The organism is Allobosea sp. LjRoot90, assembly GCF_964254315.1.
Lineage (GTDB): Bacteria > Pseudomonadota > Alphaproteobacteria > Rhizobiales > Beijerinckiaceae > Allobosea.
In genome coordinates this window covers 311,898-338,885 of record NZ_CAXUTF020000004.1, presented here as the reverse complement: position 1 = coordinate 338,885, position 26,988 = coordinate 311,898, and the positions used below count along the sequence as shown (strand labels likewise).

General features: G+C 66.1%; 25 protein-coding genes and 1 tRNA gene. 14 read left to right on the top strand and 12 right to left on the bottom strand.

Features of this window, described 5'->3' with window-relative positions:
- Positions 1 to 59: 59 nt before the first annotated feature.
- The 8 genes from ACSQ3M_RS17035 (at position 60) to maiA (ending at position 6,852) form a co-directional block, all read left to right on the top strand.
- Complete coding sequence (locus ACSQ3M_RS17035) at positions 60 to 1,295, top strand: amidohydrolase family protein (RefSeq protein ID WP_436151254.1); 1,236 nt, start codon at positions 60 to 62, stop codon at positions 1,293 to 1,295.
- A gap of 33 nt (positions 1,296 to 1,328) precedes the next feature.
- Entirely contained in the window at positions 1,329 to 2,144 is an 816-nt protein-coding gene (locus ACSQ3M_RS17030; RefSeq protein ID WP_436151253.1) for an ABC transporter permease, read from the top strand.
- Positions 2,145 to 2,146: 2 nt separating this feature from the next.
- A complete protein-coding gene (locus ACSQ3M_RS17025) occupies positions 2,147 to 3,208 on the top strand; it encodes an ABC transporter ATP-binding protein (RefSeq protein WP_436151252.1) in 1,062 nt (353 codons plus the stop codon).
- 82 nt (positions 3,209 to 3,290) lie between these two features.
- A complete protein-coding gene (locus tag ACSQ3M_RS17020) occupies positions 3,291 to 4,349 on the top strand; it encodes an ABC transporter substrate-binding protein (RefSeq protein WP_436151251.1) in 1,059 nt (352 codons plus the stop codon).
- The gene (locus ACSQ3M_RS17015; protein ID WP_436151250.1) at positions 4,346 to 5,215 is read left to right on the top strand and encodes an ABC transporter permease; all 870 of its coding nucleotides are present in this window, start codon (positions 4,346 to 4,348) and stop codon (positions 5,213 to 5,215) included. Before ACSQ3M_RS17020 ends, ACSQ3M_RS17015 begins: the two co-directional genes overlap by 4 nt.
- Positions 5,216 to 5,285: 70 nt before the next feature.
- Entirely contained in the window at positions 5,286 to 5,474 is a 189-nt protein-coding gene (locus ACSQ3M_RS17010; RefSeq protein ID WP_436092810.1) for a twin transmembrane helix small protein, read from the top strand.
- Positions 5,475 to 5,573: 99 nt separating this feature from the next.
- On the top strand, positions 5,574 to 6,179 hold the full coding sequence (locus tag ACSQ3M_RS17005; protein ID WP_436151249.1) for an acyloxyacyl hydrolase: 606 nt from the start codon (positions 5,574 to 5,576) through the stop codon (positions 6,177 to 6,179).
- 40 nt (positions 6,180 to 6,219) lie between these two features.
- Complete coding sequence (gene maiA / locus ACSQ3M_RS17000; protein WP_436151248.1) at positions 6,220 to 6,852, top strand: maleylacetoacetate isomerase; 633 nt, start codon at positions 6,220 to 6,222, stop codon at positions 6,850 to 6,852.
- 7 nt (positions 6,853 to 6,859) lie between these two features.
- Here maiA and ACSQ3M_RS16995 read toward each other — a convergent pair whose 3' ends face one another.
- The gene (locus tag ACSQ3M_RS16995) at positions 6,860 to 7,111 is read right to left on the bottom strand and encodes a hypothetical protein (protein ID WP_436151544.1); all 252 of its coding nucleotides are present in this window, start codon (positions 7,109 to 7,111) and stop codon (positions 6,860 to 6,862) included.
- A 114-nt stretch (positions 7,112 to 7,225) separates the two neighbouring features.
- Positions 7,226 to 8,095: a class A beta-lactamase gene (bla, locus tag ACSQ3M_RS16990; RefSeq protein ID WP_436151247.1), complete on the bottom strand. Its 870-nt coding sequence runs from the start codon at positions 8,093 to 8,095 to the stop codon at positions 7,226 to 7,228.
- 189 nt (positions 8,096 to 8,284) lie between these two features.
- Between bla and ACSQ3M_RS16985 the strand changes: the two genes are divergently transcribed.
- Positions 8,285 to 9,175 carry a LysR substrate-binding domain-containing protein gene (locus ACSQ3M_RS16985; RefSeq protein WP_436151246.1) on the top strand — a complete coding sequence of 297 codons (891 nt, stop codon included), beginning with the start codon at positions 8,285 to 8,287 and terminating at the stop codon, positions 9,173 to 9,175.
- 81 nt (positions 9,176 to 9,256) lie between these two features.
- On the opposite strand, the gene ACSQ3M_RS16980 is transcribed toward ACSQ3M_RS16985, so the two are convergent.
- Both ACSQ3M_RS16980 and cpdR read right to left on the bottom strand, forming a co-directional pair.
- Positions 9,257 to 9,331, bottom strand: a tRNA-Val gene (locus ACSQ3M_RS16980).
- A 138-nt stretch (positions 9,332 to 9,469) separates the two neighbouring features.
- Positions 9,470 to 9,829: a cell cycle two-component system response regulator CpdR gene (gene cpdR, locus ACSQ3M_RS16975; protein WP_038363805.1), complete on the bottom strand. Its 360-nt coding sequence runs from the start codon at positions 9,827 to 9,829 to the stop codon at positions 9,470 to 9,472.
- 289 nt (positions 9,830 to 10,118) lie between these two features.
- Here cpdR and ACSQ3M_RS16970 point away from each other — a divergent pair, with 289 nt between their 5' ends.
- Entirely contained in the window at positions 10,119 to 11,039 is a 921-nt protein-coding gene (locus ACSQ3M_RS16970) for an N-formylglutamate amidohydrolase (protein ID WP_436151245.1), read from the top strand.
- Positions 11,040 to 11,391: 352 nt separating this feature from the next.
- Positions 11,392 to 12,174 (top strand): histidinol-phosphatase, encoded by a 783-nt coding sequence (gene hisN / locus ACSQ3M_RS16965; RefSeq protein ID WP_436151244.1) that lies wholly within the window; start codon positions 11,392 to 11,394, stop codon positions 12,172 to 12,174.
- Here hisN and ACSQ3M_RS16960 read toward each other — a convergent pair.
- Complete coding sequence (locus ACSQ3M_RS16960; protein ID WP_436151243.1) at positions 12,079 to 13,149, bottom strand: alpha/beta fold hydrolase; 1,071 nt, start codon at positions 13,147 to 13,149, stop codon at positions 12,079 to 12,081. The two genes, hisN and ACSQ3M_RS16960, sit on opposite strands and share 96 nt — an antisense overlap.
- A 178-nt stretch (positions 13,150 to 13,327) precedes the next feature.
- On the opposite strand from ACSQ3M_RS16960, the gene ACSQ3M_RS16955 reads away from it, so the two are divergent.
- The gene (locus ACSQ3M_RS16955; protein ID WP_436151242.1) at positions 13,328 to 13,789 is read left to right on the top strand and encodes an Hsp20 family protein; all 462 of its coding nucleotides are present in this window, start codon (positions 13,328 to 13,330) and stop codon (positions 13,787 to 13,789) included.
- Between the two features lie 91 nt (positions 13,790 to 13,880).
- Here the strand turns inward: ACSQ3M_RS16955 and ACSQ3M_RS16950 are convergent, their stop codons facing one another.
- Together ACSQ3M_RS16950 and ACSQ3M_RS16945 are read right to left on the bottom strand one after the other, a co-directional pair.
- A complete protein-coding gene (locus tag ACSQ3M_RS16950) occupies positions 13,881 to 14,690 on the bottom strand; it encodes a hypothetical protein (RefSeq protein ID WP_436151241.1) in 810 nt (269 codons plus the stop codon).
- Between the two features lie 103 nt (positions 14,691 to 14,793).
- Positions 14,794 to 15,852, bottom strand: a complete 1,059-nt coding sequence (locus ACSQ3M_RS16945; protein WP_436151240.1) for a threonine aldolase family protein — start codon at positions 15,850 to 15,852, stop codon at positions 14,794 to 14,796.
- A 686-nt stretch (positions 15,853 to 16,538) separates the two neighbouring features.
- Here ACSQ3M_RS16945 and gltB point away from each other — a divergent pair.
- Both gltB and ACSQ3M_RS16935 read left to right on the top strand, forming a co-directional pair.
- The gene (gene gltB / locus ACSQ3M_RS16940) at positions 16,539 to 21,287 is read left to right on the top strand and encodes a glutamate synthase large subunit (protein WP_436151239.1); all 4,749 of its coding nucleotides are present in this window, start codon (positions 16,539 to 16,541) and stop codon (positions 21,285 to 21,287) included.
- Positions 21,288 to 21,291: 4 nt separating this feature from the next.
- The gene (locus ACSQ3M_RS16935; protein WP_436151238.1) at positions 21,292 to 22,716 is read left to right on the top strand and encodes a glutamate synthase subunit beta; all 1,425 of its coding nucleotides are present in this window, start codon (positions 21,292 to 21,294) and stop codon (positions 22,714 to 22,716) included.
- Positions 22,717 to 22,845: 129 nt separating this feature from the next.
- On the opposite strand, the gene mutT is transcribed toward ACSQ3M_RS16935, so the two are convergent.
- The 5 genes from mutT to ACSQ3M_RS16910 form a co-directional block, all read right to left on the bottom strand.
- Complete coding sequence (gene mutT, locus ACSQ3M_RS16930; protein WP_436151237.1) at positions 22,846 to 23,250, bottom strand: 8-oxo-dGTP diphosphatase MutT; 405 nt, start codon at positions 23,248 to 23,250, stop codon at positions 22,846 to 22,848.
- A gap of 6 nt (positions 23,251 to 23,256) precedes the next feature.
- A complete protein-coding gene (locus ACSQ3M_RS16925; RefSeq protein ID WP_436151236.1) occupies positions 23,257 to 23,763 on the bottom strand; it encodes a carboxypeptidase regulatory-like domain-containing protein in 507 nt (168 codons plus the stop codon).
- Positions 23,760 to 24,686, bottom strand: coding sequence for a DMT family transporter (locus ACSQ3M_RS16920; RefSeq protein WP_436151235.1), 927 nt, complete (start codon positions 24,684 to 24,686; stop codon positions 23,760 to 23,762). Before ACSQ3M_RS16920 ends, ACSQ3M_RS16925 begins: the two co-directional genes overlap by 4 nt.
- A complete protein-coding gene (argJ, locus tag ACSQ3M_RS16915; RefSeq protein WP_436151234.1) occupies positions 24,670 to 25,923 on the bottom strand; it encodes a bifunctional glutamate N-acetyltransferase/amino-acid acetyltransferase ArgJ in 1,254 nt (417 codons plus the stop codon). The genes ACSQ3M_RS16920 and argJ overlap by 17 nt, the downstream gene beginning before the upstream one ends.
- Positions 25,924 to 26,055: 132 nt before the next feature.
- A complete protein-coding gene (locus ACSQ3M_RS16910) occupies positions 26,056 to 26,913 on the bottom strand; it encodes a peptidylprolyl isomerase (protein WP_436151233.1) in 858 nt (285 codons plus the stop codon).
- Positions 26,914 to 26,988 lie beyond the last annotated feature (75 nt).

Here is a 26,988-nt window from a genome sequence, read left to right as displayed (position 1 = left end):
CGATGGACAGGGCTCGCGAAGCTCGTAATATATCAGGAGTGCCGTTCGGAGACGCCGCCATGACGCAGGTCCTGTTCCGCAATTTCGCGATGCTGGAGCCAGGTCATGGCGAGCTACGCAAGGGCCATGAACTGCTGGTCGAAGGCGAGCTGATCCGCGAGGTCTCGGACAAGCCGATCAAGGCCGACAAGGCAGCGGTGATCGATTGCGGCGGGCGCACGCTGATGCCCGGTCTGATCGACAGCCATGTCCACGTCATGCTCTCCGAAGTCTATATCCGCCTGCTGGAAAGCGTGCCGCTGACGCTCGCTACCGCCCGCGCGGCCCGCCTGATGAGGGGCATGATCGATCGCGGCTTCACCTCGGTGCGCGATACCGGCGGCGCCGATTGGGGCATCAAGGAAGCGGTCGAGAAGGGCGACATCGCCGGCCCGCGCCTGTTCATCGCCGGCGCCGCGATCGGCCCGACCGGCGGCCATAGCGACCCGCGCCGGCGCACCGATTTCGGGGGCCGCTGCCATTGCTGCAACGCCATGGCCTTTACGATGAACATCTCCGACGGCGTCTCCTCCGTCATCAAATCGACGCGCGAGCAGATGCGGCTCGGGGCCGACCACATCAAGATCATGATGTCCGGCGGCGTCGCCAGCCCTTACGACCCGCTCGACTCCATGCAGTTCACGGTCGAGGAGGTCACCGCGGCCGTGACCGAGGCCAAGGCCTTCGGCCGCTATGTCTGCGCCCATGCCTATACGCCTGAGGCGATCACCCGCGCCGCGCAATGCGGCGTGCGCGCCATCGAGCATGGCAACCTGATCGACGACGCCTCGGCCAAGCTGATGGCCGAGAACAACATGTTCTTGACCGCCAACCTCGTCGCCTATTACGCGATGAAGGAGCGTGCCGCCGAGTTCGGCATGAATGCCGAGATGCTGGCCAAGAACGATCTCGTCATCGATGGCGGCCTGAAGTCGCTGGAGATCTGCAAGCGCGCCGGCGTACCGGTCGCCTATGGCTCCGACCTGCTCGGCCAGCTCCAGGTCGACCAGTCGCGCGAGTTCCTGCTGCGCCGCGAGGTGCTCTCGCCGATCGAGATCATCCGCTCTGCGACCACGGTCGGCGCCCAGCTGCTGCGCATGGAAGGCAAGCTCGGCACGCTGCGTGCAGGAGCTTATGCGGATATCATCCTGGTCGATGGCGATCCGCTCAAGAGCCTGGAGCTGTTCCAGGGCCAGGGCGCGAAGCTGCCTGTGATCATGAAGGGTGGCGCATTCCACAAGAATACGCTGCATTGAGAACGGGCACGAGCCGATGAAGAGGACAGCAATTTGAGCACCGCGCGGTTGAGCCTGGGACGCCTGGCGCTGAACGGCGCCGCCTCGCTCTCGCTCGGCTTCATCCTGCTGCCGCTGTTCTTCGTCTTCTGGCTTGCCTTCTTCCGCCAGGAAATCCCCTCCTTCCCGCCGGAAGGGTACTCGCTGAAGTGGTTCCAGGCGGCGGCGAACAACAAGCCTTTCGTCGACGGCTTCCTGCTCAGCCTGCAGGTCGGCGTGTCGGCGACCCTGATCGGGCTCGTGCTCGGTGTGCCCGCGAGCCTTGCCCTGATGCGCCACCGCATCGCACTCGGCCCCGCCATCAACACGCTTTTGCTGCTGCCGCTGGTGATGCCAGGCATCGTGCTCGGCACCTCGCTCTATGTCTTCCAGATCGAGACTGAGATCGCGACCGGCCTGCCGGTGATGGGCTCAGCTGGCGGCCTCGTCGCCGCCCATAGCCTCGTCGTCATTCCCTGGGTGGTGAAGCTCGTCACCGCGAGCTTGGCCGGCTTCGACCGCACCATCGAGGAAGCCGCGCAGAATCTCGGCGCCGGTCCCTGGACGACCTTTCGCCGTGTCACGCTGCCGAGCATCAGGCCCGGCCTCGTCGCCGGCGCGCTGTTCGGTTTCGTCACCTCCTTCGGCAATCTTGAGATGAGCCTGTTCCTGGTCGGACCGGGCCGCACGACCTTGCCGATCGCGATCCTGCAATATCTCGAATGGAAGATCGATCCGACGGTCGCAGCCGCCTCGGTCATCCAGATCGTCCTGATCGGAGCGGCGATGATCATCACCGACCGTTACGTCAAGCTGAGCCGGGTGGTCTGATAATGGCGAAGCTTTCGATCGAGCATCTGCGCAAGGTCTATGGCGAGTTCACTGCCGTCGACGATTGCAGCATCGACATCGCCGACGGCGAGTTCCTCGTCCTGCTCGGCCCCTCCGGCTGCGGCAAGACCACGACGCTGCGTATGGTCGCCGGCTTCATCCAGCCGAGCGCGGGCAAGATCACCATCGGCGAGCGTGACGTCACCAACCTGCCACCCTGGAAGCGCAATTGCGGCCTGGTCTTCCAGTCATATGCGCTCTTCCCGCATATGACCGTCGCCGAGAACGTCGCCTTCGGGCTGGAGATGCGCAAGATCGCGCCGGCCGACCGCGGGCCCCGCGTCACCGAGGCGTTGCGGCTCGTCCGCCTGACCGGCCTCGACGAGCGCTATCCGCGCCAGCTCTCCGGCGGCCAGCAGCAGCGCGTCGCGCTCGCTCGCGCGCTTGCCACGGAGCCTGACGTCCTCCTGCTCGACGAACCGCTCTCCAATCTCGATGCCAAACTGCGCCAGGAGGTCCGCGTCGAGATCCGCGACCTGCAGCGCAAGCTCGGCCTGACCACCATCATGGTCACGCACGACCAGGAGGAGGCCCTCACCATGGCCGATCGGCTGGTGGTGATGGAAAAGGGCAAGGTCCGCCAGATCGGCACCCAGCGCGAGCTTTACGAGAAGCCGGCCGACCGCTTCGTCGCCGGCTTCATCGGCCGCAGCGCGTTCCTCGACGGCGCCATGGCCGAGGCCGGTCGCTTCCGCAGCGGCGGCGGCCTCGACATCAGCTGCAAAGCGACCGCCGCCGGCCCGGCGACGCTGGCGCTCCGGCCGGAGCGCCTCGCCATCGGCGCGGAGGCTGAAAGCTGCGCCAATCGCTTCCCGGCCCGGGTCGAGCACGTCTCCTATCTCGGAGCGCTGCTCGACATCGATGTCCGGCTGACCGAGCAGGACCGCATCCTGCTGCAGGTGCCCAACCGTCCGGGCGCGGCCGAGCCGAAACCGGGCGACATGATCACGATAGGCTGGGCCGAAGACGCCGGGCTCGTCTATCCGCGCGAGGCCAAGGTATGACGCCGAAAACTGGACACCGGTTTTCGGACCACGTCATGCCCCAAGGCCTCTCGACAGGCGTCCAAGAGGGGAGACAATGACCATGAAGACAATCGACAGACGCAATGTCCTGAAGGGCCTGGCGGCCGGTGCTGGCGCCGCGGCCGTAATCCCGTCGCTCGGCGGTGCCGCGCAGGCGCAGTCCGGCGGCAAGGTCGTGGTCGGCACCTGGGGCGGCGACTATGCTCGCCTGCTGACCAAGAACATCGAAGACCCGCTGCTCAAGCCCAAGGGCCTGGAAGTGGTTCAGGACCAGGCCGGCGATGCGCCGCGCCGGGCCAAGATGGTCGCCGAGCGTCGCCTGCCGCGCGGCACGGTCGATATCCAGGGCTTCTCGGCCGCCAACATGTTCGAGATGAACGAGGCCGGCGCGACGGAGCCGCTCGACTACTCGAAGATCCCCAATGCCAAGAACCTCCTGCCGACGATGAAGTACCCGTACGGCATCGGGCACATCTATTCCGGCAATGTCGTCATCTACAATCCCAAGCTGATCAGCCCGGCCCCGACGGGCTTCAAGGACTGGCTCGATCCGAAATGGGGCAACAAGATCGGCTTCATCGACATCCAGTACCAGGCGATCATGATCGCCGCCTCGATGGCCGCCACCAATGGCGCCAGCATGAACGACATCGACAAGGCCAAGGAGGTCCTGCTCGCGGTCAAGAAGGCCGGCGCGCGCGTCTACCCGACCAACGAGGCCTTCGCCCAGGCGATGAAGAACGAGGAAGTCGGCATCAGCGCGATCTGGAAGGCACGCGTGGTGCAATGGCAGAACGCCGGCATCCCCTGCGAGGCGGTCTCGCCGGTCGAGGGCATCCCGGCCTATGTCTCGGGCTTCGTCATCGCCAAGAACGCGCCGAACAAGGACAACGCCTACGCCTATATGAACGCCATGCTCGCCAAGGAGCCGCAAGAGGCCTTCGCTGTCGACATGGGCTATAACGGCACGGTTTCCGGCCTCTCCGTCGCGCCCGATCTGCAAAAGCGCATCGGCTTCACCCCCGAGGAGGAGAAGCGCATCAAGGATCTCGACTACGCCTTCCTCGCCAAGAACGATTCGGCGATGAAGGAGTGGTGGGACAAGGTGTTCAAGGGGTGAGCATCGCCCCCGAACCCGTCGCGGGTGCCCGCACCAGTCTTGCCGGGATGCTCGTCGTCCCGGCGACGATCTTCGTCGCGATCGGGCTGATCGGCCCGGTCGCGATCCTGTTCCGCTATTCGCTCAACCAGTTCATCCCCGGTCAGTTCATGGTCGATGGGCTGACGATCGAGAACTACGTCAAGTTCTTCACCGACGGCTTCTACCTCAACGTGCTCTGGCGCACGGTCCGCGTCGCCGTGGTCTGCACGATCGTCTGCCTGATCATGGGCTTCCCACTCGCCTATGTGCTGGCGCGCACCGAGAGCCGCTTCAAGAACCTCTTGATCATGCTGGTGGTGCTGCCGCTCTTCGTCGGCAACGCCGTGCGCGCCGCCGGCTGGATGACCGCCTTCGGCAGCAAGGGCGCGCTCAACGCCTCGCTGATGGGCTTGGGGGTGATCGACCAGCCGCTCGAGATCATGTTCACCGAGACCGCCGTGATCATCGGCATCATAGCAGTCAACCTGCCCTTCATGGTGCTGACGCTGCAAAGCGTGATCGAGGGCATCAACCGCAATGTGGAGGAGGCCGCTTTCAGCCTCGGCGCCGGCCCGACGGCGATGTTCGCCCGCGTGCTCTGGCCGCTCGCCATGCCCGGCATCCTCGCCGGCACGATCCTGACCTTCATCCTGGCGATGAACGCCTATGCCACACCAGTCCTGCTCGGCGGTCCGAAGTTCCAGACCATGGGCCCGCTGGTCTACGGCCAGTTCGCCCAGCAGAACAACTGGCCTTTCGGCGGCGCGATCTCCTTCATCCTGATGACGGCGACGCTGCTCCTCACCATCGCCGCCAATCTGATCGTGCAGCGGCGCTATCGCTAGGATCGAGCTGTGGCGCTTCGCCGCCGCGGCCACGCTGGCCAAGTGCCACCGCGAGGATTAAAGCACGGCGATGAACGTCTCCTCCGCCATCGTCCCGATCGCCGTCGGCGCCGTTGCCGTCGTGCTGCTGCTCGGCCTGGTCAACATGCTGCGCGGCGGCAGCGCCAACACCTCGCAGAGGCTGATGCGGCTGCGTGTCGTGCTGCAATTCGTCGCGATCCTGGTGATCCTCGGCGTGCTCTGGTGGCGCGCCGGCTGATCATTCCGTGTGCACAAGGACGACGCCGTCACATTGCAGCCACCACTCTCTGCGCTTTTCTAATCTTTAAAAGCCCCATCGGAAGCCTAGCCGCCCATCATGGTTCGCGTCGCGTCGCTGTTCGTTGCCCTTTCGGTCCTGTCCGCGCCAGCGCTGGCACAGAGTGACCGCGGCAGCACCCGCGCGCTTGGTTACGCCCCGGCGACGGAGGCTCCCGCCCCAGCCTGGGAGGCGCGGTTCGGCCTCAGCGCCGCCAATCCCGGCGGACGCGAAAGCGGCCTGCTCAACTTCGGCGGCGAGGTTCTGACGCCGCGTGTCGCCACGCTGAACGACCGCCTCGCCAACGCCTTCGTGCCGCGCTTCCATCTCGGCTCCAGCCTCAACGTCAACGGCACGCAATATGCCTATGCCGGCGCGACCTGGACTTTTGACGTCTCGCAATCGGTTTTCCTCGAGGCGAGCCTCGGCGCCGCCGTCAACAACGGCAAGGCGGGCTTCGTCGTTCCCGAGAACCGCCTGAATGTCGGCTGCAACACCGGCGCGCGCAGCGCCGCCGCCCTCGGCTTCCGCCTCAGCGATCGCTGGAGCCTGATCGCGACGCTGGAGCATTTCAGCACCACGGGCTGCTCCGACAATCCGGTCGCCAATGCCGGCAATCCGCGCGGCCCCTCGAATTTCGGCGCCCGCCTCGGCTATACCTTCTGAAGTCGGCCGCTCCGCGCCGGGTTCATAGGGAGGCGGCACGATGAAGCTGCACGGCTATTTCCGCAGTTCGGCCGCCTGGCGCACGCGCATCGCGCTCAATCTCAAGGGCATCACCGTCGAGCACGTCTCGCACCATCTGCGTCATGGCGAGCAGCGCGACCCCGCCTATCTCGCGCTCAACCCGCAGGGGCTGGTGCCGACACTCGAGCTCGACGACGGCACGGTCCTGACCCAGTCGCTCGCCATCATCGAATGGCTCGAGGAAACGCACCCGGAGCCACCATTGCTGCCGACCAACCCCGTCGCACGGGCCAAGGTCCGCGCCTTCGCCCAGGCGATCGCCTGCGACACCCATCCGGTCCAGAATCTGAAGGTACTGAACCGGCTGCGCGAGCTCGGACACGACGGCGAGACGGCACAAGCCTGGGCGGCCGCCACCAATGTCGACGGGCTGTCGGCCTGCGAACAGCTCGCGGCGAACAATCCCGGCCCGTTCTGCTTTGGCGCCGCGCCCAGCCTCGCCGATATCTGCTTAGTGCCGCAGCTCGGCAATGCCAGGCGCTTCAAGGTCGATGTCACCAAGTTCCCGCGCTTGTTGCGCGCCGAAGCCGCAGCGCTTGAACTCGCCGCCTTCCGCGATGCGGCGCCCGACCGTCAGGCCGACGCGGAATAGCTACGGTTCACCAGCGCCGATACGGCCAGGGGCCCCAATAGGGGCCATAGAAGCCCGAACTCTCCAGCCGCGCCCGCCGCGAGGCCGAGCGATCGAGATCGACTTCCATCAGGCAATTGGCGAAGCCTTCCGCCCCCTTGCGGAAGCCATAGGACCGGCAGCGCTCCTCATCGAAGACGCGCTGCTCGGCGGCGGTGACGCAGCCGCCGAGCGCAGCTGCGAGCCCCAATGCGATAAGCCATGACGCACGCATCGTCAGATCCTCCAAGCCGTGCGGACATTCGAAGGATCATGCCATGAAAGCGGCGTTTTGACGTCACCTTTCAAATCTGACTGCGGATCGCCCAGCGGTTTCGAGGCGTTTTCTCGCAGTTCAAAGCAAAGTCGCCAGCCGCCCGACCTCGGCCAGCACCGCCTCGCGTTCCGAAAAAGCCCCTCGCGACTCCGTATAGTAGGCGGTCACGACCAGCGGCGCCCGCCCCGGCGGCCAGATCACGCCGACATCGTTGGTGGCGTTGTTGTTGCCGGTGCCGGTTTTGTCGCCGATCCGCCAACCCTTCGGAATCCCCGCCCGCAGGCGTTTGTCGCCGGTCTTGTTGGCGACGAGCCAGGCCGTCAGTTGCTGGCGTGAGGCCGGTGACAATGCACCTCCGAGAACGGTCTGGCGCAGCACGCTGGCCATGGCGACCGGGGTCGTCGTGTCGCGCGGATCGCCGGGCGTGGCCTCGTTGAGTTCCAGCTCACGCCGGTCGAGCCGCGAGGCGTCGTCGCCCAGCGAACGCATATAGCCCGTCAGCCCCTTCGGGCCGCCGAAGGAATCGAGCAGCAGGTTGCCGGCGGTGTTGTCGCTCAACGTCACCGCCGCATCGCAGATTTCGGCGACCGTGAGGCCCTTATCGATATGTTTCTCGGTGACCGGCGAATAGGTGACGAGATCGGCCTTGGTATAGCTGACCCGCCGATCGAGGCTTTCCTCGCCGCGATCGACCCGCGCCAGCACGAAGGCCGCGGCGACGAACTTGAAAGTGCTGCACATGGCGAAGCGCTCTTCGCCGCGATGCGCGACGATGCGGCCGGTGCCGCTGTCGAGGATCGCGACGCCGAGGCGTCCGCCATGCCTGCGATCGAGCGCGAACAAGGCCTCGCGCACCTCCTCCTCGCGCCCTTGCGCCAGGGCGGACAGGCCGCCCAGCATCGGTGCGCTCATCAGGGAGCCGATCAGCAGATCTCGGCGTCGGATCATCGTTTTCTCCATGCGGAAGCCGTCGCACGAGTGGCGTGCTCGCGCGGGAGGGGAATCGGGTCTGGCGAAGTCATCACGAGGGACGGAAGGCATACCGAGCGCGTCGTCCGGGCTCCTTGTCGCCGCGAGCTTGCCTAATCACAAACGATGATATTTCTATGGAGCCATTAGATTTCCTAAGGCGCGTTCATGCTCCGCCCGCATCTGCCCCTGAACGCGTTGCGCGCCTTCGAGGCCTCGGCCCGCCATCTCAGCTTCACGCGGGCGGCGATCGAGCTCTGCGTCACCCAGGCCGCAATCAGCCACCAGGTGAAGGGGCTGGAGGAGCGGCTCGGCATCGAGCTCTTCCGTCGCCTGCCGCGCGGGCTTGCGCTGACGGACGAAGGGCGCAGCCTGCTGCCGACACTGCGCGACAGCTTCGACCGCATCGCCGGCCTGCTCGAACGCTTCGAGACCGGGCGCCCGGTCGAGGTCCTGAATGTCGGCACGGTCGGCACCTTTGCGCTCGGCTGGCTGCTGCCGCGCCTTGCCGGCTTCCGCCAGGCTCATCCGCAGATCGACCTCCGCCTCACCACCAACAACAACCGGGTCGATCTCGCCGCCGAAGGGCTCGACTACGCGCTCCGCTTCGGTGGGGGCGCCTGGCATGGCACGGCGGTGCTGCGCCTGTTCGACGCACCGATGACGCCCGTCTGTGCCCCTGCCTTGACCGCCGCCCTGCGCCGGCCCGTCGATCTCACGGAACAGGTCCTGCTACGTTCCTATCGCGCCGACGAATGGAAGCTGTGGAGCGAGGCGGCGGGGATCGAGCCGTTGCAGGCGCGAGGCCCCGTCTTCGACAGCTCGATCGCGCTCGCCGAGGTCGCGGCCGCTGGTGAGGGTGTCGCGCTCGTGCCGGCCTTGTTGTTCTCGCGCTACTTCGACGACGGCAGGCTGGTCCGTCCCTTTCCGATCGAGGTCTCGCTCGGCAGCTACTGGCTGACCTGGCTGCAGTCGCGCTCGCTGACCCCGGCCATGCTCGCCTTCCGCGATTGGCTGCACGAAGAAAGCCGCATGCAGATCGCGTCGCGGGCGAACTGAGCCGCCAGATAAATCGACCCAAAAAAGCAAAACGGCCGCCCGGGCAGGGCGGCCGTTCGTCCTTGAAATCCAAGGAGAAAATGGTGGGCGCGACAGGGATCGAACCTGTGACCCCTACGATGTCAACGTAGTGCTCTCCCGCTGAGCTACGCGCCCGTTTTGCCCGAAGGCATCCGGAACGACACCGGCCAAAAGGGCGGCGTCGCTGCGAGGTGGAGGGGCTATAGCGGACGTGTGCGCGCCTTGCAAGGCGCTTCGTCGGCTTCTTTGCAGGAAGCCGTCACGCCAAAGCCGTCACGCCGCCAGCAGCTTCTCAACCTCGTTCACCAGCTCGCGCAGATGGAAAGGCTTCGACAGCACCTTGGCGTCTTTCGGCGTCTGCGAATCCGGGTTGAGCGCGACTGCCGCAAACCCGGTGATGAACATCACCTTGATGTCGGGATCGAGCTCGGTGGCGCGCCGCGCCAGCTCGATGCCGTCCATCTCCGGCATGACGATGTCGGTCAGGAGCAGCTCGAACGGCTCCTCGCGCAGCCGGTTGTAGGCCGATAGCCCGTTGTCGAACGAGGCGACGTCATAGCCTGCATTCTGCAGCGCCTTCACGAGGAAGCGGCGCATGTCGTTATCGTCTTCGGCCAGGAGAATCTTCGTCATGGCGCCTTGCTTCATCCGTGATGTTGCGCCGAGCCCACGCCACCCCGCCCCGTCTGGCTGGAAGTCGATTCGCTCGCTTCGTCGTCCCTCACCCGGGCGGCTGTCCCTGCCATTCCGGGCTTCACCGGTCCAGCCCAGTGCATGCGAACTCACCGCTCGCACACATCAAGTTGGATCAGCCAGTTCTATTTGGCGACATTACGGTAAACAACCAGTGAAGGCAGGTTGCGGGAATGACGATAGGACATCCCCTTCAATCGGCCTCGGCTTTGTGCTTGAGTTCGGTGACATGACTCTGCCAGCTGGATTTCCCCTTGCCCGCCCGGACGACGTGATCGCCGAGATCGAACGGCCGTTCACGTTGTACCAGCCAGCGCTGCAGCTCGTTCCCGTCATCGTCGACGTGCCTCATGCCGGGCGGCGCTATCCGCGGGCCTTCGTCGAGGGCGCGCGCCTGCCGCTCAGGGCGCTGCGTCGGTCCGAGGACGCCTATGTCGATCTGCTCTTCTCAGGAGCCGTCGCGCTCGGCGCTCCGCTGCTGGTGGCCGAATTCCCGCGCGCTTTCCTCGACGCCAATCGCGAGCCCTACGAGCTCGACCCGCGCATGTTCGAGGGCCGGCTGCCCGGCTTCGCCAATACCCGCTCGCTGCGCGTCGCCGGCGGCCTCGGCACCATCCCGCGCATCGTCGGCGAGGCCTACGAGATCTATCCGGGCCGCATCCCGGTCGAGAGCGCGCTGGCGCGGATCGAGGAGCTTTACCGGCCCTATCACGCCGGCTTGCGCCATCTGGTGAACCGGACGCAAGCCAGCTTCGGCAGCTGCATCCTGGTCGACGCCCATTCCATGCCCTCGACCGGGCTCGATCGCGAGGGCATCGCCAAGGCCGACATCATCCTCGGCGATCGCTTCGGCACCAGCGCCTCGAGCTTTGTCGTCGACGCGGCGGAAGCAGCCTTCGCCCGCGCCGGCCTGAAGGTGACGCGCAACCGCCCCTATGCCGGAGGCTTCATCACCGAGCATTACGGCGCGCCCGGCTCCGGCGTGCATGCGCTGCAGATCGAGGTCAGCCGCGCGCTCTACATGAATGAGACGACGCTCGAGCCGAGCAGCGGCTTCTCCGCCCTTCAGCAGGTGATCAGTGCCGCCATGGCCGAATGCTTCGCGCGCTGGAGCGGCTGGAGCGACGATTGGCGCCAGGCGGCGGAGTAAGCCTCCGGCCACTGCCAACGTCCTTCACCCCAAAAAGAAAGAGGGCCGCGCACTTGCGTGGCGGCCCAAAGTCTAGGGAGGAAACGCCCAAGGAGGGCAACGAAGGTTTGAAGCGATCTCCCCTTCGCACTGCACAATAACTCTTTGCATCGCAACAAAGCAAGAGCCCGCAGCAGCCGAGACATGCATACAGCGCATATCAGAGTAGCGTTTCTGTCCAGGACCGAATGATTACGCGGAACGGAAAAGGGCTGAACCATCTTCTCCTGCCCGCATCGGACCGCCAGCGCTTGTCATCCCGCTCGTCCCGCAGCATGAAGACGACGGCCGACGGAGCCGAAGGAAACCCTTGATGAGCGCGGTCGATTTCGCAGAGTTCGTCGCCCGGCTGGCGACGCTGTCCGGCCAGGCGATCCTGCCCTTCTTCCGCGCCAGGCATACGACCGAGGACAAGTCCGGCGGCGGCGTCTTCGATCCCGTGACCGAGGGTGATCGCGCCGGCGAGGATGTGATGCGCGACCTGATCAGGCGCACCTTCCCGGTACATGGCATTCTCGGCGAGGAGTTCGGAGCCGAGAATGCGGACGCCGAATATGTCTGGGTGCTCGACCCGATCGACGGCACCCGCGCCTTCATCTCCGGCATCCCTGTCTGGGGCACGCTGATCGGACTCACCCGCAACGGCGTGCCGGTCTACGGCATGATGAACCAGCCCTTCACCGGCGAGCGCTTCTCCGGCGACGGCCGCATGGCGCGCTATGAAGGACCGAACGGGCCGCGCGAGCTCCACACCCGCCAGCTGACGAACCTCGCCGAGGCGACGCTGATGACGACGAGCCCGCATCTCTTCGCCGATGGCCAGAAGACCGCCTACAGCCGCGTCGAGAGCGCCGTGCGCATGGCCCGCTATGGCTGCGACTGCTACGCCTATTGCATGCTCGCCGCCGGCCATATCGACCTCGTCGTCGAGAGCGGGCTGAAGCCCTACGATATCGTCGCGTTGATCCCGATCATCGAGGGCGCCGGCGGTATCGTCACCTCATGGGACGGCGGCAGCGCCGCCCAGGGCGGCACCATCCTCGCTGCCGGCAACAGGACACTGCACCAGGCCGCCCTCGCCCTCCTCAACGGCTGAAACTGACGCGGCAGGCTTTTCGCCCGGCAGATCCTCGCCCGGCACGAAAGCGTCGAAGGCCGCCCAGAACTGGGCCCGGATCGCGTCGCTCTCCATCAGGATCTCGTGGCGCGCCGTCGGCAGCACCAGAGCGGAGCCGGTCTTGAGCCGAGCGGCGAAGCGCTCGATCGCCGGCGTCGACACGACCGGGTCGCGCCCGGCCGCGACGATCAGCGTCGGCACCCTGACCTCGAGCGGTGCGCGCGGCTGCGCCAGCCGGTCCATCAGCTGGAAGGCGGCATGGACCCAGCCGACGCTGGGATCGCCGACGGCGAGTTCGCGCGCCGCCGCCGACAGAGAGGCATTTCGAGCATAGCGAACCGGGTCGGAGCTCAGCCGATTGCCTTCGAACGGCTTGGTACCGATCGCGGTGTCGCCGCCACCCGGCACGAAGGCCTTGCCGAAGCCGAGCCAGTACAGCACCCGCGCCAGCCAGCGGGCGCCGCGCGGATTCTCGATCATGCTGATCCCGAACATCGGCGCGATCGCGACCAGACGCGCGACCGGGAGCGCCCCGCGCCGGGCTGCATCGAGGCAGAGTGCTGCGCCCATCGAATGCGCGAGCGTGAAATAGGGTGGTGGGAACCGGTCCTGCATCTGCGCGACGACCAGAGCGAGGTCACGCTCGTAGTGCACGAGTCGGCCGACATGCCCCCGGCGCTGCCGACTGGTGAAACGCTGCGAGCCGCCCTGCCCGCGCCAGTCGAAAGTCAGGACGTGGAAGCCGCGCCGGCGCAATTCGGCGATCACCTCGCTATAACGCTCAATGAACTCGGCCCGCCCCTGCACGACGAGGATCGTGCCTTTCTCCCGGCGCACGCTCGGGCGCCAGCTCGCCAGGCGCAGGCGCGCGCCATCGCTGGTCCCGGCAAACCAGACCTTGCCGTGGCCAGGTACCGGATAATCCGGCTGATGGAAGAATTCGGCCTCGGTCATCGGCGCTCCGGCAGGCTCATCGTCTCGTTATGCCCAGCTGGACCCGGTCTTGAAAAGCCGGAAAACGTCACCCAGATCATTGCTGCGCAGGCCGTCAAGCGGCTGCGCGAGCCTAACCCCAAAGCCCGCGCTCATGACGAGGCGGGCGATCAACTGTCGCTTCCTCTGGAGGACAATCATGCGTTCCTACGATCTTTCCCCGCTTTATCGCTCGACCGTCGGCTTCGATCGCCTGTTCACGCTGCTCGACCAGGCCACCAGCGTCGAGAACGCGCCGAGCTATCCGCCCTACAATATCGAGCGCACCGCCGAGAACGCCTATCGCATCTCGATCGCGGTCGCCGGCTTCGGTGAATCCGACCTCTCGATCGAGAGCAAGGAGAATGCGCTGACCGTCCGTGGCGAGAAGACAGCCGCCGAGGATGGCGAGAAGCGCGAGGTCCTGCACCAGGGCATCGCCGCCCGCGCCTTCGAGCGCCGCTTCCAACTCGCCGATTACGTCCAGGTCACTGGCGCCAGCCTTGAGAACGGCCTGCTCCACATCGACCTCGTCCGCGAGATCCCCGAGGCCAAGAAGCCGCGCCTGATTCCGATCGGCGCGCAGGGCGCCAAGGTGATCGAGGCCAGGAAGGCCGCGTAACCAATACCGTGTGAAAGCACTGCAAGCCTGAAACGCGAGAGCCTTCCCGGGAAACCAGGGAGGCTCTTTGTCTATGAGCGTCCCGCAGCTCTCAGTTCGGCGGATTGACGGGCGCGATCGACGTCTCAGGCTTCGGCTGCGCGGTCTTCATCTCCTCGATCTGCACCGGCGGCAGGGTCGTGTCGGGCGTCGGAATACCGCTTGGATGCGCCCGCGCCAGTGGTGGCAGGCGGTCGGGCTCATCGGCGCCGCGAACGTCCTGTGGGTTGACCAGCTTCGGCTTACCGATGTCCTTCGGCGCGACTGCCGGCACAGCAACCGGCTTCGCCGGAGCAGCATCGGGCTTCGGTGCCGCGGGTGAGGGCGGAGCCACAGTGGCGGGGGCACTCGCCTCAGCCGGAGGCTGGGCAGGCTTCAGGATAGCCGGCCGCTCCGGCGGGCGCGGCGTCAGCTTCTTCGGCGCCAGACGTTCCTCTTCGCGCGGGTCGAGCCTGACGGTCCGCGGCGGCGGCTGCAGCACGATCCGGTCGATCAATTCGCCATTGAACCGATCGATGACGAGCCGCACCCGCGAGCCGTTCGCCGCCAGGCCATCGACGATGATGGCCGAACCGGTCCGTACCGTCCGCTGCACCTCGCGCAAGCCGAACTCCTGCGCCGCGCCCCGCTCCAGAGCGCGCGGTGGGATCGGCGCAGCCCTGCGCGGCGCATAGTCGTAGCGCGGGCCATAGCCGTCATCATACTCGTAGCCGTAGCCGTAACGGGCGTAGCCGCTGCCGTAATCATCGAGCTGAGCCAGGGCAGGACCGCTCGTACCGGCCATCGCGGCTAGAGCGACAAAGCCTGCCAGCCGGCGACGCCGGGTGTGCGGCGCAGCGACGGGCGGAACGAAGACTGCCATGGTCTCTATCCTCTTGAGACGAAATTCGCAGTCTTCAGTTCTCGGTAAGGATTGCGGCGCGCTTGCGGCGTGAATCGGCTGAGAAACGGACCCTTTTCGGCCTTCAGACAGCAGCCAGCACAGCTGCGAGCCGGTCGACCTCATCCTGCCGCGTCGCGAAGGAACAGACGAAGCGGCCGACGACCTCGCCTGTCTGAAGCTCCTGTCCCATAGGCAGCGCACCGTCCGACCAGGCGATGTACTGCGCGCCCTGCGCCGCCAGCGCCGCTTGCGCCTGCGGCGGCAGCACCAGAAAGACCTCGTTCGCCTCGCAGGCCCAGGCCAGCCGGAGCTTGCCTTCAGTCATAACAGCTCGGGCGAGGCGGGCCGCCATCGCATTGGCGTGGCGAGCGAGATCGAGCCAGTGGCCATCAGCCAACAGCCCCTCGAACTGCGCTCCGATCAATCGGCCCTTGGACAGTGTGTGCCCGGCCCGCTTGCGCCGCCACGGCATCTCACCTGCATTGGCGGGCTCGAAGACGACCACCGCCTCGGCCGCAAAGGCACCGTTCTTGGTGCCGCCAAAGGAGAGCACGTCGACCCCCGCATTCCAGGTGATCTCGGCCGGCGTGCAGCCGAGCGCGGCGACGGCATTGGCGAAGCGAGCGCCATCCATATGCAGCTTCAGCCCACGCGGTGCGATCGCCTGCTTCAACGCTGCGATCTCGGCCGGCTTATAGACCAGTCCGCATTCGGTCGCCTGCGTGATCGACAGCATCTGCGGCTGGACCTGATGCACGGCGCCCGCCCGCATGCGCGCGAGCTGGTCGGTGACGACTTCGGGAGCAAGCTTGCAGCCATCGCCCGGCAGTCCAACGATCTTGGCCCCGTTGGTGAAGAATTCCGGCGCACCGCATTCATCGGCGGCGATATGCGCCTCGTGATGACACAGCACCGCCCCCCAGGGCTGGATCAGGCTCGCCAGCGCCAGAGCATTCGCCGCCGTGCCGGTCGTGACCAGGAAGACCGCAACCTCGCGCTCGAACAGCTCCGCGAACAGCGCCTCGACCCGCTTCGTCCAGGCATCGTTGCCATAAGCAGTGGCAAAGCCGTCATTGGCGGCCGCCATCGCCTGCATCACCGATGCGCTCGCTCCGGCCAGATTGTCGCTGATGAAGTTCATGGAGCTGGTATCCGGCGGACCGCTGCGAAGGCCCTGACGGATAAGCACGCTCCCGCCGCAGCGCAATCGACGCCAGAGCCCGTTCCGGTCTGCTTGCACCGCAAGCCGATCGGCAAAACGGGCTCTCATCAAAAGTGAGAGACGGATTCACCGATGACGCAGGGCAGCCCCGACCTTGGCTGCTCGACAACTTCCGGCTTGGCTTGTTGGCCGCGGTGATGCGAAAATGTCGAGACCCGGACACAGATAGCAACAAAATGTCGTTGCGACGCAAAATCGACGCTTGTGCCCAGATTGGAATTCTGGCAAGGTCAAGGCAATAGGACAGCGATGCTGTCCCATTTTCGGAGCGGGCCTCGCCGAGGCCCCGGCGCAGGCGGATGGAGCGGACGATGACGGGAGGTACGGCAAATAAAGCCAAAGCCAACCGTACGACGCGCGCCGCCCGCAAAACGGCGGCGTAACCAGGCGCGGCAGGGCTTAGGCCCGAGGCGCCTGCGGAGGACGCGGGCGCAAGACCAGACCAGCGCAAGCAACCTTCGCAAACTGACGATAAAGCCGAACCGGCCCGATCCTTGCTCGGCAAGGAGAGAGCCGGAACGGCAGCAGCGCGGCGACGCGCGGACTTTGGCTGGCTCCCGAGCGTATGCTTCGGGGCCCAAGGCGGCGGATGGGCGGAGGTGACGATGAGCGAAGGCAGGAAGGCGAGCGCGATGGCCAAGACCACTGCTGTGGCTACCACTGCTAAGGCCACCACCACCACGACTGCGTTCGAGCGTTTCCCCGAGGTGCGCGATCCGGCCATGCCGGCACGCCAGGGTCTCTATGATCCGTCCTACGAGAAGGATTCCTGCGGCGTCGGCTTCATCGCCGACATGAAGAACCGCAAGAGCCATGCGATCGTCGCGCAAGGCCTGCAGATCCTGCACAATATCGACCATCGCGGCGCGGTCGGCGCCGATCCCAAGCTCGGCGACGGCTGCGGCATCCTCACCCAGATCCCGCACCGCTTCTTCAAGGAGGAGTGCGCCAGGATCGGTATCGAGCTGCCCGAACCCGGCCATTACGCCATCGGCCAGTTCTTCATGCCGCAGGAAGCCGACAACCGGGCGCTCTGCGAGGAGATCGTCGCCCAGACGATCGAGGAGGAAGGACTGGTCTTCCTTGGCTGGCGCGACGTGCCGGTCGACAACAGCGATCTTGGCGAAGCCGTCAAGGAGACCGAGCCCTGCCATCGCCAGATCTTCGTCGGCCGCCCGGCCGAGATCACTGACGAAGACGAGTTCGAGCGCCAAGTCTACGTCCTCAGAAAGTCGGTCTCGAACAAGGTCTACAAGCGCCATGACCGGGCGACCGCAACCTATTACCCGGTCTCCTTCTCCTGCCGGACCATCGTCTACAAGGGCATGGTGCTGGTCACCCAGCTTGGCGCCTATTTCAAGGACCTGACCGACGAACGCTTTGAGAGCGCGCTCGCCCTCGTCCACCAGCGCTTCGCCACCAACACCTTCCCGTCCTGGCGCCTCGCCCACCCCTACCGGATGGTCGCCCATAACGGCGAGATCAACACTCTGCGCGGCAACGTCAACTGGATGGCGGCGCGTCAGGCCTCTGTCGATTCCGACCTGTTCGGGGCCGACATCTCGAAGCTCTGGCCGATTTCCTATGAGGGCCAATCCGACACCGCCTGCTTCGACAACGCCCTCGAATTCCTGATCCAGGGTGGCTATTCGCTGGCCCATGCCATGATGATGCTGGTGCCCGAGGCCTGGGCCGGCAATCCGCTGATGGATGACAGCCGGCGCGCCTTCTACGAATACCACGCCGCGCTGATGGAGCCATGGGACGGCCCCGCCGCGATCGCCTTCACCGATGGCCGCCAGATCGGCGCGACGCTCGACCGCAACGGCCTCAGGCCCGCGCGCTATCTCGTCACCGATGATGGGCTCGTGGTGCTCGCCTCGGAGTTCGGTGTGCTGCCGATCCCGGAGGAGAAGATCGTCCAGAAGTGGCGGCTCCAGCCCGGCAAGATGCTGCTGATCGACCTCGACCAGGGCCGCATCATCGGCGATGACGAGATCAAGAGCACGCTCTGCCTCGCCAACCCCTACAAGGACTGGCTGAAGCGCACCCAGATCGTGCTGGAGGAGCTGCCGCCGGTCGAGGCCCGCGCCTCGCGCACCGACGTCGCCTTGCTCGATCGCCAGCAGGCCTTCGGCTACACCCAGGAAGACACCAAGATCCTGATGGCGCCGATGGCGGTGACCGGTCAGGAAGCCGTCGGCTCGATGGGCACGGATACGCCGATCTCGGCGCTCTCGTCGAAGTCGAAGCTGCTCTACACCTATTTCAAGCAGAACTTCGCCCAGGTCACCAACCCGGCGATCGACCCGATCCGCGAGGAGCTCGTGATGAGTCTCCTCTCCTTCATCGGGCCGCGGCCGAATATCCTCGACCTCGAAGGCACCTCGCGCCGCAAGCGCCTGGAAGTACGCCAGCCGATCCTGACCAATGACGATCTCGAGAAGATCCGCTGCATCGGTCACTACGAGGATCGCTTCGACACCAAGACGCTCGACATCACCTATCCGACGCGCGAAGGCGCGGCCGGCATGGAGGGCGCGATCGCCCGCCTGTGCGAGCGCGCCGAAGCGGCCGTCCATGGCGGCTACAACATCATCATCCTCTCCGACCGGCAGGTCGGCTCCGACCGCATCCCGATTCCGGCGCTGCTGGCGACCGCAGCGGTCCATCATCACCTCATCCGCAAGGGCCTGCGCACTTCGGTCGGCCTCGTCGTCGAATCCGGCGAGCCGCGCGAGATCCACCATTTCGCCTGTCTTGCCGGCTTCGGCGCGGAGGCGATCAACCCCTATCTCGCCTTCGAGACGCTCGAAGCCCTGTTCGAGGCCGGCGAGTTCCCGCCGGAGGTCGACCGCTACGAGGTGGTCAAGCGCTTCATCAAGTCGGTCGGCAAGGGCCTGCTCAAGGTCATGTCCAAGATGGGCATCTCGACCTACCAGTCCTATTGCGGCGCCCAGATCTTTGACGCGGTCGGCCTGCGCAGCGACCTGATCGAGACCTACTTCACCGGCACCATCTCCTCGATCGAGGGCGTCGGCCTTGCCGAGATCGCCGAGGAGAGCGTGCGCCGCCATCGCGACGCTTTCGGCGACTCGCCAGTCTATCGCGACTCTCTCGACATCGGTGGCGAATACGCCTTCCGCATCCGCGGCGAAGCGCATGCCTGGACGCCGGAGAACATCTCGCTGCTCCAGCATGCCGTGCGCGGCAATGCGCGCGACAAGTTCACGGCCTATTCCGAGCTGGTCAACGACCAGACCGAAAAGCTCTCGACCATTCGCGGCCTGTTCCACGTCAAGATGGCCGATGAGCTCGGCCGCGAGCCCGTGCCGCTCGACGAGGTCGAGAGCGCGGTCTCGATCGTCAAGCGCTTCTCCACCGGTGCCATGTCCTTCGGCTCGATCAGCCACGAGGCGCACTCGACCCTGGCGCTGGCGATGAACGCGATCGGCGGCAAGTCGAACACCGGCGAGGGCGGCGAGGAGCCGGAGCGCTTCAAGCCGCTGCCGGACGGCCGCTCGATGCGCTCGGCGATCAAGCAGGTCGCCTCGGGCCGCTTCGGCGTCACCACCGAATATCTCGTCAACTCGGCGATGATGCAGATCAAGGTCTCGCAGGGCGCCAAGCCTGGCGAGGGCGGCCAGCTGCCTGGCCACAAGGTCGATGCGCGCATCGCCAAGGTCCGGCACTCGACCCCGGGCGTCGGCCTGATCTCGCCGCCGCCGCATCACGACATTTATTCGATCGAGGATCTCGCTCAGCTGATCTTCGACCTGAAGAACGTCAATCCGGCGGCCGACGTCTCGGTCAAGCTCGTCTCCGAGCTCGGCGTCGGCACGGTTGCCGCCGGCGTCGCCAAGGCGCGCGCCGATCACATCACCATCGCCGGCTATGAGGGGGGCACCGGCGCTTCGCCGCTGACCTCGATCAAGCACGCCGGCTCGCCCTGGGAGATCGGCCTCGCCGAGACCCACCAGATCCTGGTGATGAACAAGCTGCGCGGCCGCATCGCCCTGCAGGTCGATGGCGGGCTGCGCACGGCGCGCGACATCATCATCGGCGCGCTGCTCGGAGCCGACGAGTTCGGCTTCGCCACCGCGCCGCTGATCGCCGCCGGCTGCATCATGATGCGCAAGTGCCATCTCAACACCTGCCCGGTCGGCGTTGCGACGCAGGATCCGGTGCTGCGCAAGCGCTTCAAGGGCTCGCCCGAGCACGTCATCAACTTCTTCTTCTTCCTCGCCGAGGACGTGCGCGAGATCATGGCGAAGATGGGCGTGAAGAGCTTCGACGAGCTCGTCGGCCGCTCCGACTGGCTCGACAAGAAAGAGGCGATCGACCACTGGAAGGCCAAGGGGCTCGACTTCGCCCGCATCTTCCACAAGCCGGAACCCGGCGCGGGCGTCGCCATCCGCAATGTCGAACGCCAGGTCCACCCGATCGAATCGGTGCTCGACCGCACGCTGATCGCCAAGGCGGGCGCCTCGCTCGATACCGGTGTTCCGGTGGTGATCGAGAGCGCGATCCGCAATGTCGACCGCTCGACCGGCGCGATGATCTCGGGCGAGATCGCCAAGCGCCATGGCTCGGCCGGCCTGCCGGAGGATGCGATCACGGTGAAGCTCACCGGCACCGCCGGCCAGAGCTTCGGCGCCTGGGTCGCGGCCGGCGTGACGCTCGATCTCACCGGCCAGGCCAACGACTATGTCGGCAAGGGCCTGTCTGGCGGCAAGCTGATCATCCGGCCCGACCCGAAGTCGCGCGCGCTCGCCGAGGAGGCGATCATCGTCGGCAACACCGTGCTCTACGGCGCGATCTCCGGCGAATGCTACTTCCGCGGCGTTGCCGGCGAGCGCTTCGCCGTGCGCAATTCCGGCGCGATCGCGGTGGTCGAGGGCACCGGCGACCATGGCTGCGAGTACATGACCGGCGGCGTCGTCGTCGTGCTCGGCCAGACCGGCCGCAACTTCGCGGCCGGCATGTCGGGCGGCATCGCCTATGTGCTCAACGAGGACAAGAGCTTCGCCAAGCGCTGCAACCTCTCCATGGTCGATCTCGAGCCGGTGCCGGAAGAGGAGGAGCTGACCCAGCGCCTCTACCACCATGGCGGCGACCTCGAGTTCAAGGGCCGCATCGACGTCATGGCCAACATGTCGGGCTATGACGCCGAGCGCCTGCACCAGCTCATCGCCAACCACCTGAAATACACCGGGTCGGCGCGGGCACAGGCCATCCTGGAGAACTGGGCGGAGTACCTGCCCAAATTCGTCAAGGTCATGCCGGTCGAGTACCGGCGCGCACTACTGGAAATCGAGCGGGCCCAGGCCGGCATCTCGGTCGCGGCGGAGTGAGACGATGGGCAAGGTAACCGGCTTTCTCGAGATCGACCGCCGCGACCGGAAGTATCGTCCGGCTTCGGACCGCATTCGCAACTACAAGGAATTCGTGATCCCGCTCGGCCGGGAGGCGACCCGTGACCAGGCCGCGCGCTGCATGAATTGCGGCATCCCGTATTGTCACAATGGCTGCCCGGTCAACAACCAGATCCCGGACTGGAACGACCTCGTCTACAACGACAAGTGGCAGGACGCGCTCACCAATCTGCACTCGACCAACAATTTCCCCGAGTTCACCGGCCGTGTCTGCCCCGCCCCTTGCGAAGCGTCCTGCACGCTGAACCTCGAGGACACCCCGGTCACCATCAAGTCGATCGAATGCGCGATCGTCGACAAGGGCTGGGAGGAAGGCTGGATCGTTCCGGAGCCGGCCTCGACCAGGACGGGCAAGAAGATCGCGATCATCGGCTCAGGCCCAGCGGGCCTCGCCGCGGCTCAGCAGCTCGCCCGCGTCGGCCACGAGGTCCATGTCTATGAGCGGCAGGCCCGCGCTGGCGGCTTGCTGCGCTATGGCATTCCCGACTTCAAGATGGAGAAGTCGCATGTCGATCGGCGCGTCACCCAGATGGAAGCCGAAGGCGTCGTCTTCCATTACGGCGTCAATGTCGGCATCGACATCGATCCGCAGGAGCTGCTCGCAGAGTACGACGCTATCGGTCTGACCGGCGGCGCCGAGAAGCCACGCGACCTGCCGATCGAGGGCCGCGACCTCGACGGCGTCCAGTTCGCCATGGACTTCCTGCCGCAGCAGAATCGCCGCAATGGCGGCGAGCCGGACACCACCGGCAATGCCCGCCCGATCCTGGCCGGCGGGAAGCATGTCGTCGTCATCGGCGGCGGCGACACCGGTTCGGACTGCATCGGCACCTCGGTGCGCCAGGGCGCGCTCTCGGTCACCCAGCTCGAGATCATGCCGCAGCCACCCGAGAAGGAGAACAAGCAGCTGACCTGGCCGAACTGGCCGCTGAAGCTGCGAACCTCCTCCAGTCATGAGGAAGGCGCCGAGCGCGACTTCGCCGTCGGCACCGTCAAGTTCACCGGCGAGAACGGCAAGGTGAAGACCCTGCATTGCGCCAGGGTCGATGCCGGCTTCAAGCCGATCGAGGGCAGCGAGTTCCAGCTCAAGGCCGACCTCGTCCTGCTCGCCATGGGCTTCGTCTCGCCGGTGCACGACGGGCTCATCGCCAAGCTCGGCGTCAAGATCGACGGGCGCGGCAATGTCGAGGCCAACATGCTGGCCTACAAGACCTCGGTCGAGAAGGTCTTTGCCGCCGGCGACATGCGCCGCGGGCAATCGCTGGTGGTCTGGGCCATCCGCGAAGGCCGCCAGATGGCGCACTCGATCGACAAGCACCTGATGGGCGAGACCATCCTGCCGCGCTGAGCGACAATTAGTGCAGCGTCATGCTCGGGCGAAGACCCGAGCATCTCAGGCCGGAAGAAGCTCCAGCGCCTTCGTGTCACGAGATTCTCGGGTCTGCGCTTCGCTCCGCCCGAGAATGACGGCCGGCGCTCACGCCCCCAGCAGGTCCACCAGCGGCGGGATCAGCGGCTCGTCCGCCGGCGGCATGGCGAGCTCGCGCAGCTTGCCGGGGCGGACCCATTTCAGCGCCTGCCCTTCGCCCGAGATCACCGTCCCCTCCCAGCGCCGGCAGATATAGAGCGGCATCAACAGGTGGAATTCCGGATAGGCGTAGCTGGCGAAGGTCAGCGGCGCGAGGCAGGCCTCTTTCACCTCGATGCCGAGCTCCTCGGAAAGCTCGCGGATGAGCGCTGGCTCCGGCCGCTCGCCGGCTTCGAGCTTGCCCCCGGGAAACTCCCACAGCCCCGCCAGCGACTTGCCCTCGGGACGTTGGGTGACGAGCACGCGATTATCCGGATCGATCAGCGCGCAGGCGACGACGAGCAGCAGTTTCACGAAAAGCTAATGTCCTGAGAGGATGACCTCGACCGGCTCGGTTTCCTTGCCGGTCAGCGTGACTTCGTCATAGACCGTACCGCCCTCGCGGAAAATCGCATCTTCCTCGCCCCAGATCACCTGGGTTGAGACGAAGTATGTACCGGGCGCGACCTTGTCGAAGCTGAAGCGCCCCCTGGCCGTCGTCTTCGTCGTCCGGGTGAACTCCGCATAGAGCGGCTCGACCTGACCGTTCGGATAGCGCCAGTGCGGCAGGAACTTGGTCTTCTCGAAGATGCTGCTGAAGCGTTCGCGGGCATAGGCCGTCGCCGGGATCAGCCTGACGACTTCGCCGGCCGCATTCACGACCTGGCCTTTTGAGCGCGTGCGAAAGGCATGGCCGACGATGATGCCGGATCCGGACTTTCGGATCACGGCCGCCTCCTCGGTCGAGAAAGACGATGTCGTCACCGGTCCCTGTACGCAGGCACTCGACAGGGCCGCAAGGCCCAGCACGCAGGCTATCCTCTTCATCTGGCACGTCCCCCCGCAGGCGCCGTCGATACCAGAAAGACGCCGGCGAGGATGATGCAACCTCCGATAATCTGCCGCAACTCCAGCGTTTCGCCGAGGACGAGCACACCCATGACGGCAGCCACCGCCGGAACCAGATAGCCGGTCATCGCCGCGCGCGTCGGCCCGGCAGCGCGGATCAGCCGCATGAAGAACGTCACCGGCAGAGCCGTCGCGAGCACACCAAGCGCCAACGCGGCCTGCCAATGCGGCAGCAGGGCCGAAAGAGCGCCCCAGCCGGAGAAGGCCAGGGTCAGCAGCAGCGCCCCCGAGCCGGAGACCATCTGCTGGCCCAGCGCAAGCCGGATCGGATCGCCTGACCGCGGTGGCACCGCGCGGACGTAGAGATTGGCGCAAGCATAGGAGAGGGTCGCACCGACCATGGCGAGGAGGCTGAGCGCCGTGCCACCGCCCTCGGCCAGGCGCGGCCCGATCAGGATGGCGACGCCAGCCATGCCGATCACGATACCAACGAAGCGGCGCCGACCGAGACGTTCCTCGGCGAACAGGAGATGGGCGAACAGCGCCGTAACCAGCGGTCCTGCTGCCTGGATCATCGCCGCCGGCCCGCTGGCGAGCTGGATCAACGCATAGGCGACGAGCACGTTCGGCAGCCAGCCATTGGCCGTGCCGAGCACGAGCCAATGGCGAAGTTCATGCCGGCGTGGCAGCGGGCTCTGCCCGCGCGCCGCCACGAACAGGCCAAGCGTCGCCGCACCAAGCAGGCCGCGCCCGGCGGCGATCGCCCAAGGGGAGACCTCACCGGCCATCAGCTTGACGAACAGGTAGCTGCAGCCCCAGAGGAACGAGCAGGCGGCGAGGTTTCCGACGATGAAAGCCTTGCTCGGACCCGTAGGACGGGCAGGCTCAGGAGCGATAGTCACCGTTGATCTCGACATAGGCCTTGGTCAGGTCGCAGGTCCAGACAGTGGCCTTGCCGCGGCCGAGGCCGAGATCGGCGGTCATGACGATGTGCTCGCCCTTCATATAGTCGGAGACGGCCTGCTCGTCGTAAGCAGCGGCGCGGGCACCGGCTTCCGCCACCTTGATCGCGCCAAAGGAGATATCGAGCTTGTCGCGATCGGCAGGTTCGCCGGCCTTGCCGACCGCCATGACGATGCGGCCCCAATTGGCGTCCTCGCCGGCAACCGCGGTCTTGACCAGAGGCGAGTTGGCGATCGAGAGCGCGACCTTCTTGGCCGAGCGCGCCGACTGCGCCCCGACGACGCGGACCTCGACGAACTTCCGGGCGCCCTCGCCGTCCTTGCAGACCAGATGCGAGAGCTCGAGCAGCAGTGCGTTCAGCGCCCGCTTGAAGCCGGAGAGCCGGGTATCGCTGGGATCGGTGATCTCCGGCACGCCGCGTGCCTTTGCGTTGCCGGTCGAGAACAGCATCAGCGTGTCGGAGGTCGAGGTGTCGCTATCGACCGTGATCGCGTTGAACGAGCCCTTCACGCCCTTCGAGAGCAGGGCTTGCAGCACCGGCGCCGCGATCGGCGCATCGGTGAAGACGAAGGAGAGCATCGTCGCCATATCAGGCGCGATCATGCCGGCGCCCTTGGCGATGCCGGCGATGACAACCTCATGCCCGTCGATCTTGGCCTTGCGCGAGACCGCCTTGGGGAAGGTGTCGGTGGTCATGATTGCCTTGGCAGCGTCCGACCATGGCCCATCGGCGGCACGCTTGGCGCAATCGGCCAGCACTCCGTCGAACTTGGTCGCGTCGAGCGGCTCGCCGATCACGCCGGTCGAGGCGATGAAGACCTCTTCCGCCTTGCAGCCTGCGGCCTTGGCCGCGATCTTCGCGGTCAGCGCAACCGAGTCGCGGCCTTTGAGACCCGTGAAGGCATTGGCGTTGCCGGAGTTGACGACAATGGCGCGCGCCGTGCCCTGCGCCAGATTCTCCCGGCACCAGTCGACCGGTGCCGACGGGCATTTCGAGCGGGTGAAGACGCCGGCGACCTGCGAGCCCTCGTCGAGCAGAACGAGGAGCACGTCGGTACGGCCCTTGTAGCGGATGCCGGCTTCTGCCGTGGCGAAGCGCACGCCCGGCACAGCCGGAACCTTGGGCTGGCGCTTCGGCGCGAGCGGAGAAACGGGAACATCCTTGCCGGCCATCATGCGCCTCCTCGAAACGGTGCCCCGATGTGCCGCAGCGGCGAGGCGAAGACAAGAGTCCGAGCCCCTTCAAAACGAAACGCCCGGGCATGGCCCGGGCGCATCGCGACAGTATTGTGAAAGGGGTGGCTCCGATCAGGGCTTCTTCGGCTCGGCCGGGGTCGCCGGCGCAGGCGTCGCCGGAGCGGCCGGCTTGTCGAGACGCTCGACCTTGGCCTTCTCGCGCAGCGCCACGATGAGGTCCTGCTGTGCCTTGCGGACCAGATACTGATCGATCTGCGGCTTGACCTCGTCGAAGCTCGGCAGCGGCTTGCTGCGCTTGTCCTCGAGCTTGATGACGTGCCAGCCGAACTGGCTCTTAACCGGCTCGGAGACCTGGCCCTTCTCCAGCTTGAAGGCAGCCTCGGCGAATTCCGGCACCATGCGGTCCTTGGCGAACCAGCCGAGATCGCCACCCTCCTTGCCCGAGCCCGGATCCTTGGAGAGCTCGGCTGCGACCTTGGCGAAGTCCTCGCCCTTCTTCACCCGCGCGAGCGCCGCCTTGGCCTCTGCCTCCTCCGGCACCAGGATGTGGCGCGCGTGCACCTCTTCCTCGGGCTTCATCGCCTTGACGGTGTCTTCGAAGAGCTTCTTTGCCGCTTCCGGCGTCGCCGCCTTCTTGGCTTCGGTCGTCAGGTACTCGTCGAGCAGCAGCTTGTCGCGGTTATAGGCGAGGCGCTTGGCGAATTCCGGCCCGTCGCCGATCTTGGCGGCGGCAGCGGTCTTGGCGCCGAGCTTGAGGTCGACCAGATAGTTGATCAGTTCCTCGCGCTTACGGTCTTCCGGCATCTGCGCGGTGCGCTCGCCGAGGTCGTCTTCAGCGAGCTTGAGATCGCCTTCAGTGATGATGATGCCGTCGACCTTGGCGACGGGCTTGTCCTGCTGCGCGAGGGCCGGCGCGGTAGCGGCGAGCACGAGGCCGAGCGACAGCGTGGCGAGACGGGACAAAACCATGGATCGGCCTTTCGATGAACGGCGCGGAAATGAATCTCGCAGGCTGAGTGCCAGCAGAACGCGGCCTTGGCAAGA

What these genes read in the sequence shown, in the direction of transcription:
- ACSQ3M_RS17035 (WP_436151254.1), top strand. Translation starts at nt 60, where the DNA reads ATGACGCAGGTCCTGTTCCGCAATTTCGCGATGCTGGAGCCAGGTCAT.
- ACSQ3M_RS17025 (WP_436151252.1), top strand. Translation starts at nt 2,147, where the DNA reads ATGGCGAAGCTTTCGATCGAGCATCTGCGCAAGGTCTATGGCGAGTTC.
- ACSQ3M_RS17020 (WP_436151251.1), top strand. Translation starts at nt 3,291, where the DNA reads ATGAAGACAATCGACAGACGCAATGTCCTGAAGGGCCTGGCGGCCGGT.
- ACSQ3M_RS17010 (WP_436092810.1), top strand. Translation starts at nt 5,286, where the DNA reads ATGAACGTCTCCTCCGCCATCGTCCCGATCGCCGTCGGCGCCGTTGCC.
- ACSQ3M_RS17005 (WP_436151249.1), top strand. Translation starts at nt 5,574, where the DNA reads ATGGTTCGCGTCGCGTCGCTGTTCGTTGCCCTTTCGGTCCTGTCCGCG.
- maiA (WP_436151248.1), top strand. Translation starts at nt 6,220, where the DNA reads ATGAAGCTGCACGGCTATTTCCGCAGTTCGGCCGCCTGGCGCACGCGC.
- bla (WP_436151247.1), bottom strand. Translation starts at nt 8,095, where the DNA reads ATGATCCGACGCCGAGATCTGCTGATCGGCTCCCTGATGAGCGCACCG.
- ACSQ3M_RS16985 (WP_436151246.1), top strand. Translation starts at nt 8,285, where the DNA reads ATGCTCCGCCCGCATCTGCCCCTGAACGCGTTGCGCGCCTTCGAGGCC.
- cpdR (WP_038363805.1), bottom strand. Translation starts at nt 9,829, where the DNA reads ATGACGAAGATTCTCCTGGCCGAAGACGATAACGACATGCGCCGCTTC.
- ACSQ3M_RS16970 (WP_436151245.1), top strand. Translation starts at nt 10,119, where the DNA reads ATGACTCTGCCAGCTGGATTTCCCCTTGCCCGCCCGGACGACGTGATC.
- hisN (WP_436151244.1), top strand. Translation starts at nt 11,392, where the DNA reads ATGAGCGCGGTCGATTTCGCAGAGTTCGTCGCCCGGCTGGCGACGCTG.
- ACSQ3M_RS16960 (WP_436151243.1), bottom strand. Translation starts at nt 13,149, where the DNA reads ATGACCGAGGCCGAATTCTTCCATCAGCCGGATTATCCGGTACCTGGC.
- ACSQ3M_RS16955 (WP_436151242.1), top strand. Translation starts at nt 13,328, where the DNA reads ATGCGTTCCTACGATCTTTCCCCGCTTTATCGCTCGACCGTCGGCTTC.
- ACSQ3M_RS16950 (WP_436151241.1), bottom strand. Translation starts at nt 14,690, where the DNA reads ATGGCAGTCTTCGTTCCGCCCGTCGCTGCGCCGCACACCCGGCGTCGC.
- ACSQ3M_RS16945 (WP_436151240.1), bottom strand. Translation starts at nt 15,852, where the DNA reads ATGAACTTCATCAGCGACAATCTGGCCGGAGCGAGCGCATCGGTGATG.
- gltB (WP_436151239.1), top strand. Translation starts at nt 16,539, where the DNA reads ATGAGCGAAGGCAGGAAGGCGAGCGCGATGGCCAAGACCACTGCTGTG.
- ACSQ3M_RS16935 (WP_436151238.1), top strand. Translation starts at nt 21,292, where the DNA reads ATGGGCAAGGTAACCGGCTTTCTCGAGATCGACCGCCGCGACCGGAAG.
- ACSQ3M_RS16925 (WP_436151236.1), bottom strand. Translation starts at nt 23,763, where the DNA reads ATGAAGAGGATAGCCTGCGTGCTGGGCCTTGCGGCCCTGTCGAGTGCC.
- argJ (WP_436151234.1), bottom strand. Translation starts at nt 25,923, where the DNA reads ATGATGGCCGGCAAGGATGTTCCCGTTTCTCCGCTCGCGCCGAAGCGC.
- ACSQ3M_RS16910 (WP_436151233.1), bottom strand. Translation starts at nt 26,913, where the DNA reads ATGGTTTTGTCCCGTCTCGCCACGCTGTCGCTCGGCCTCGTGCTCGCC.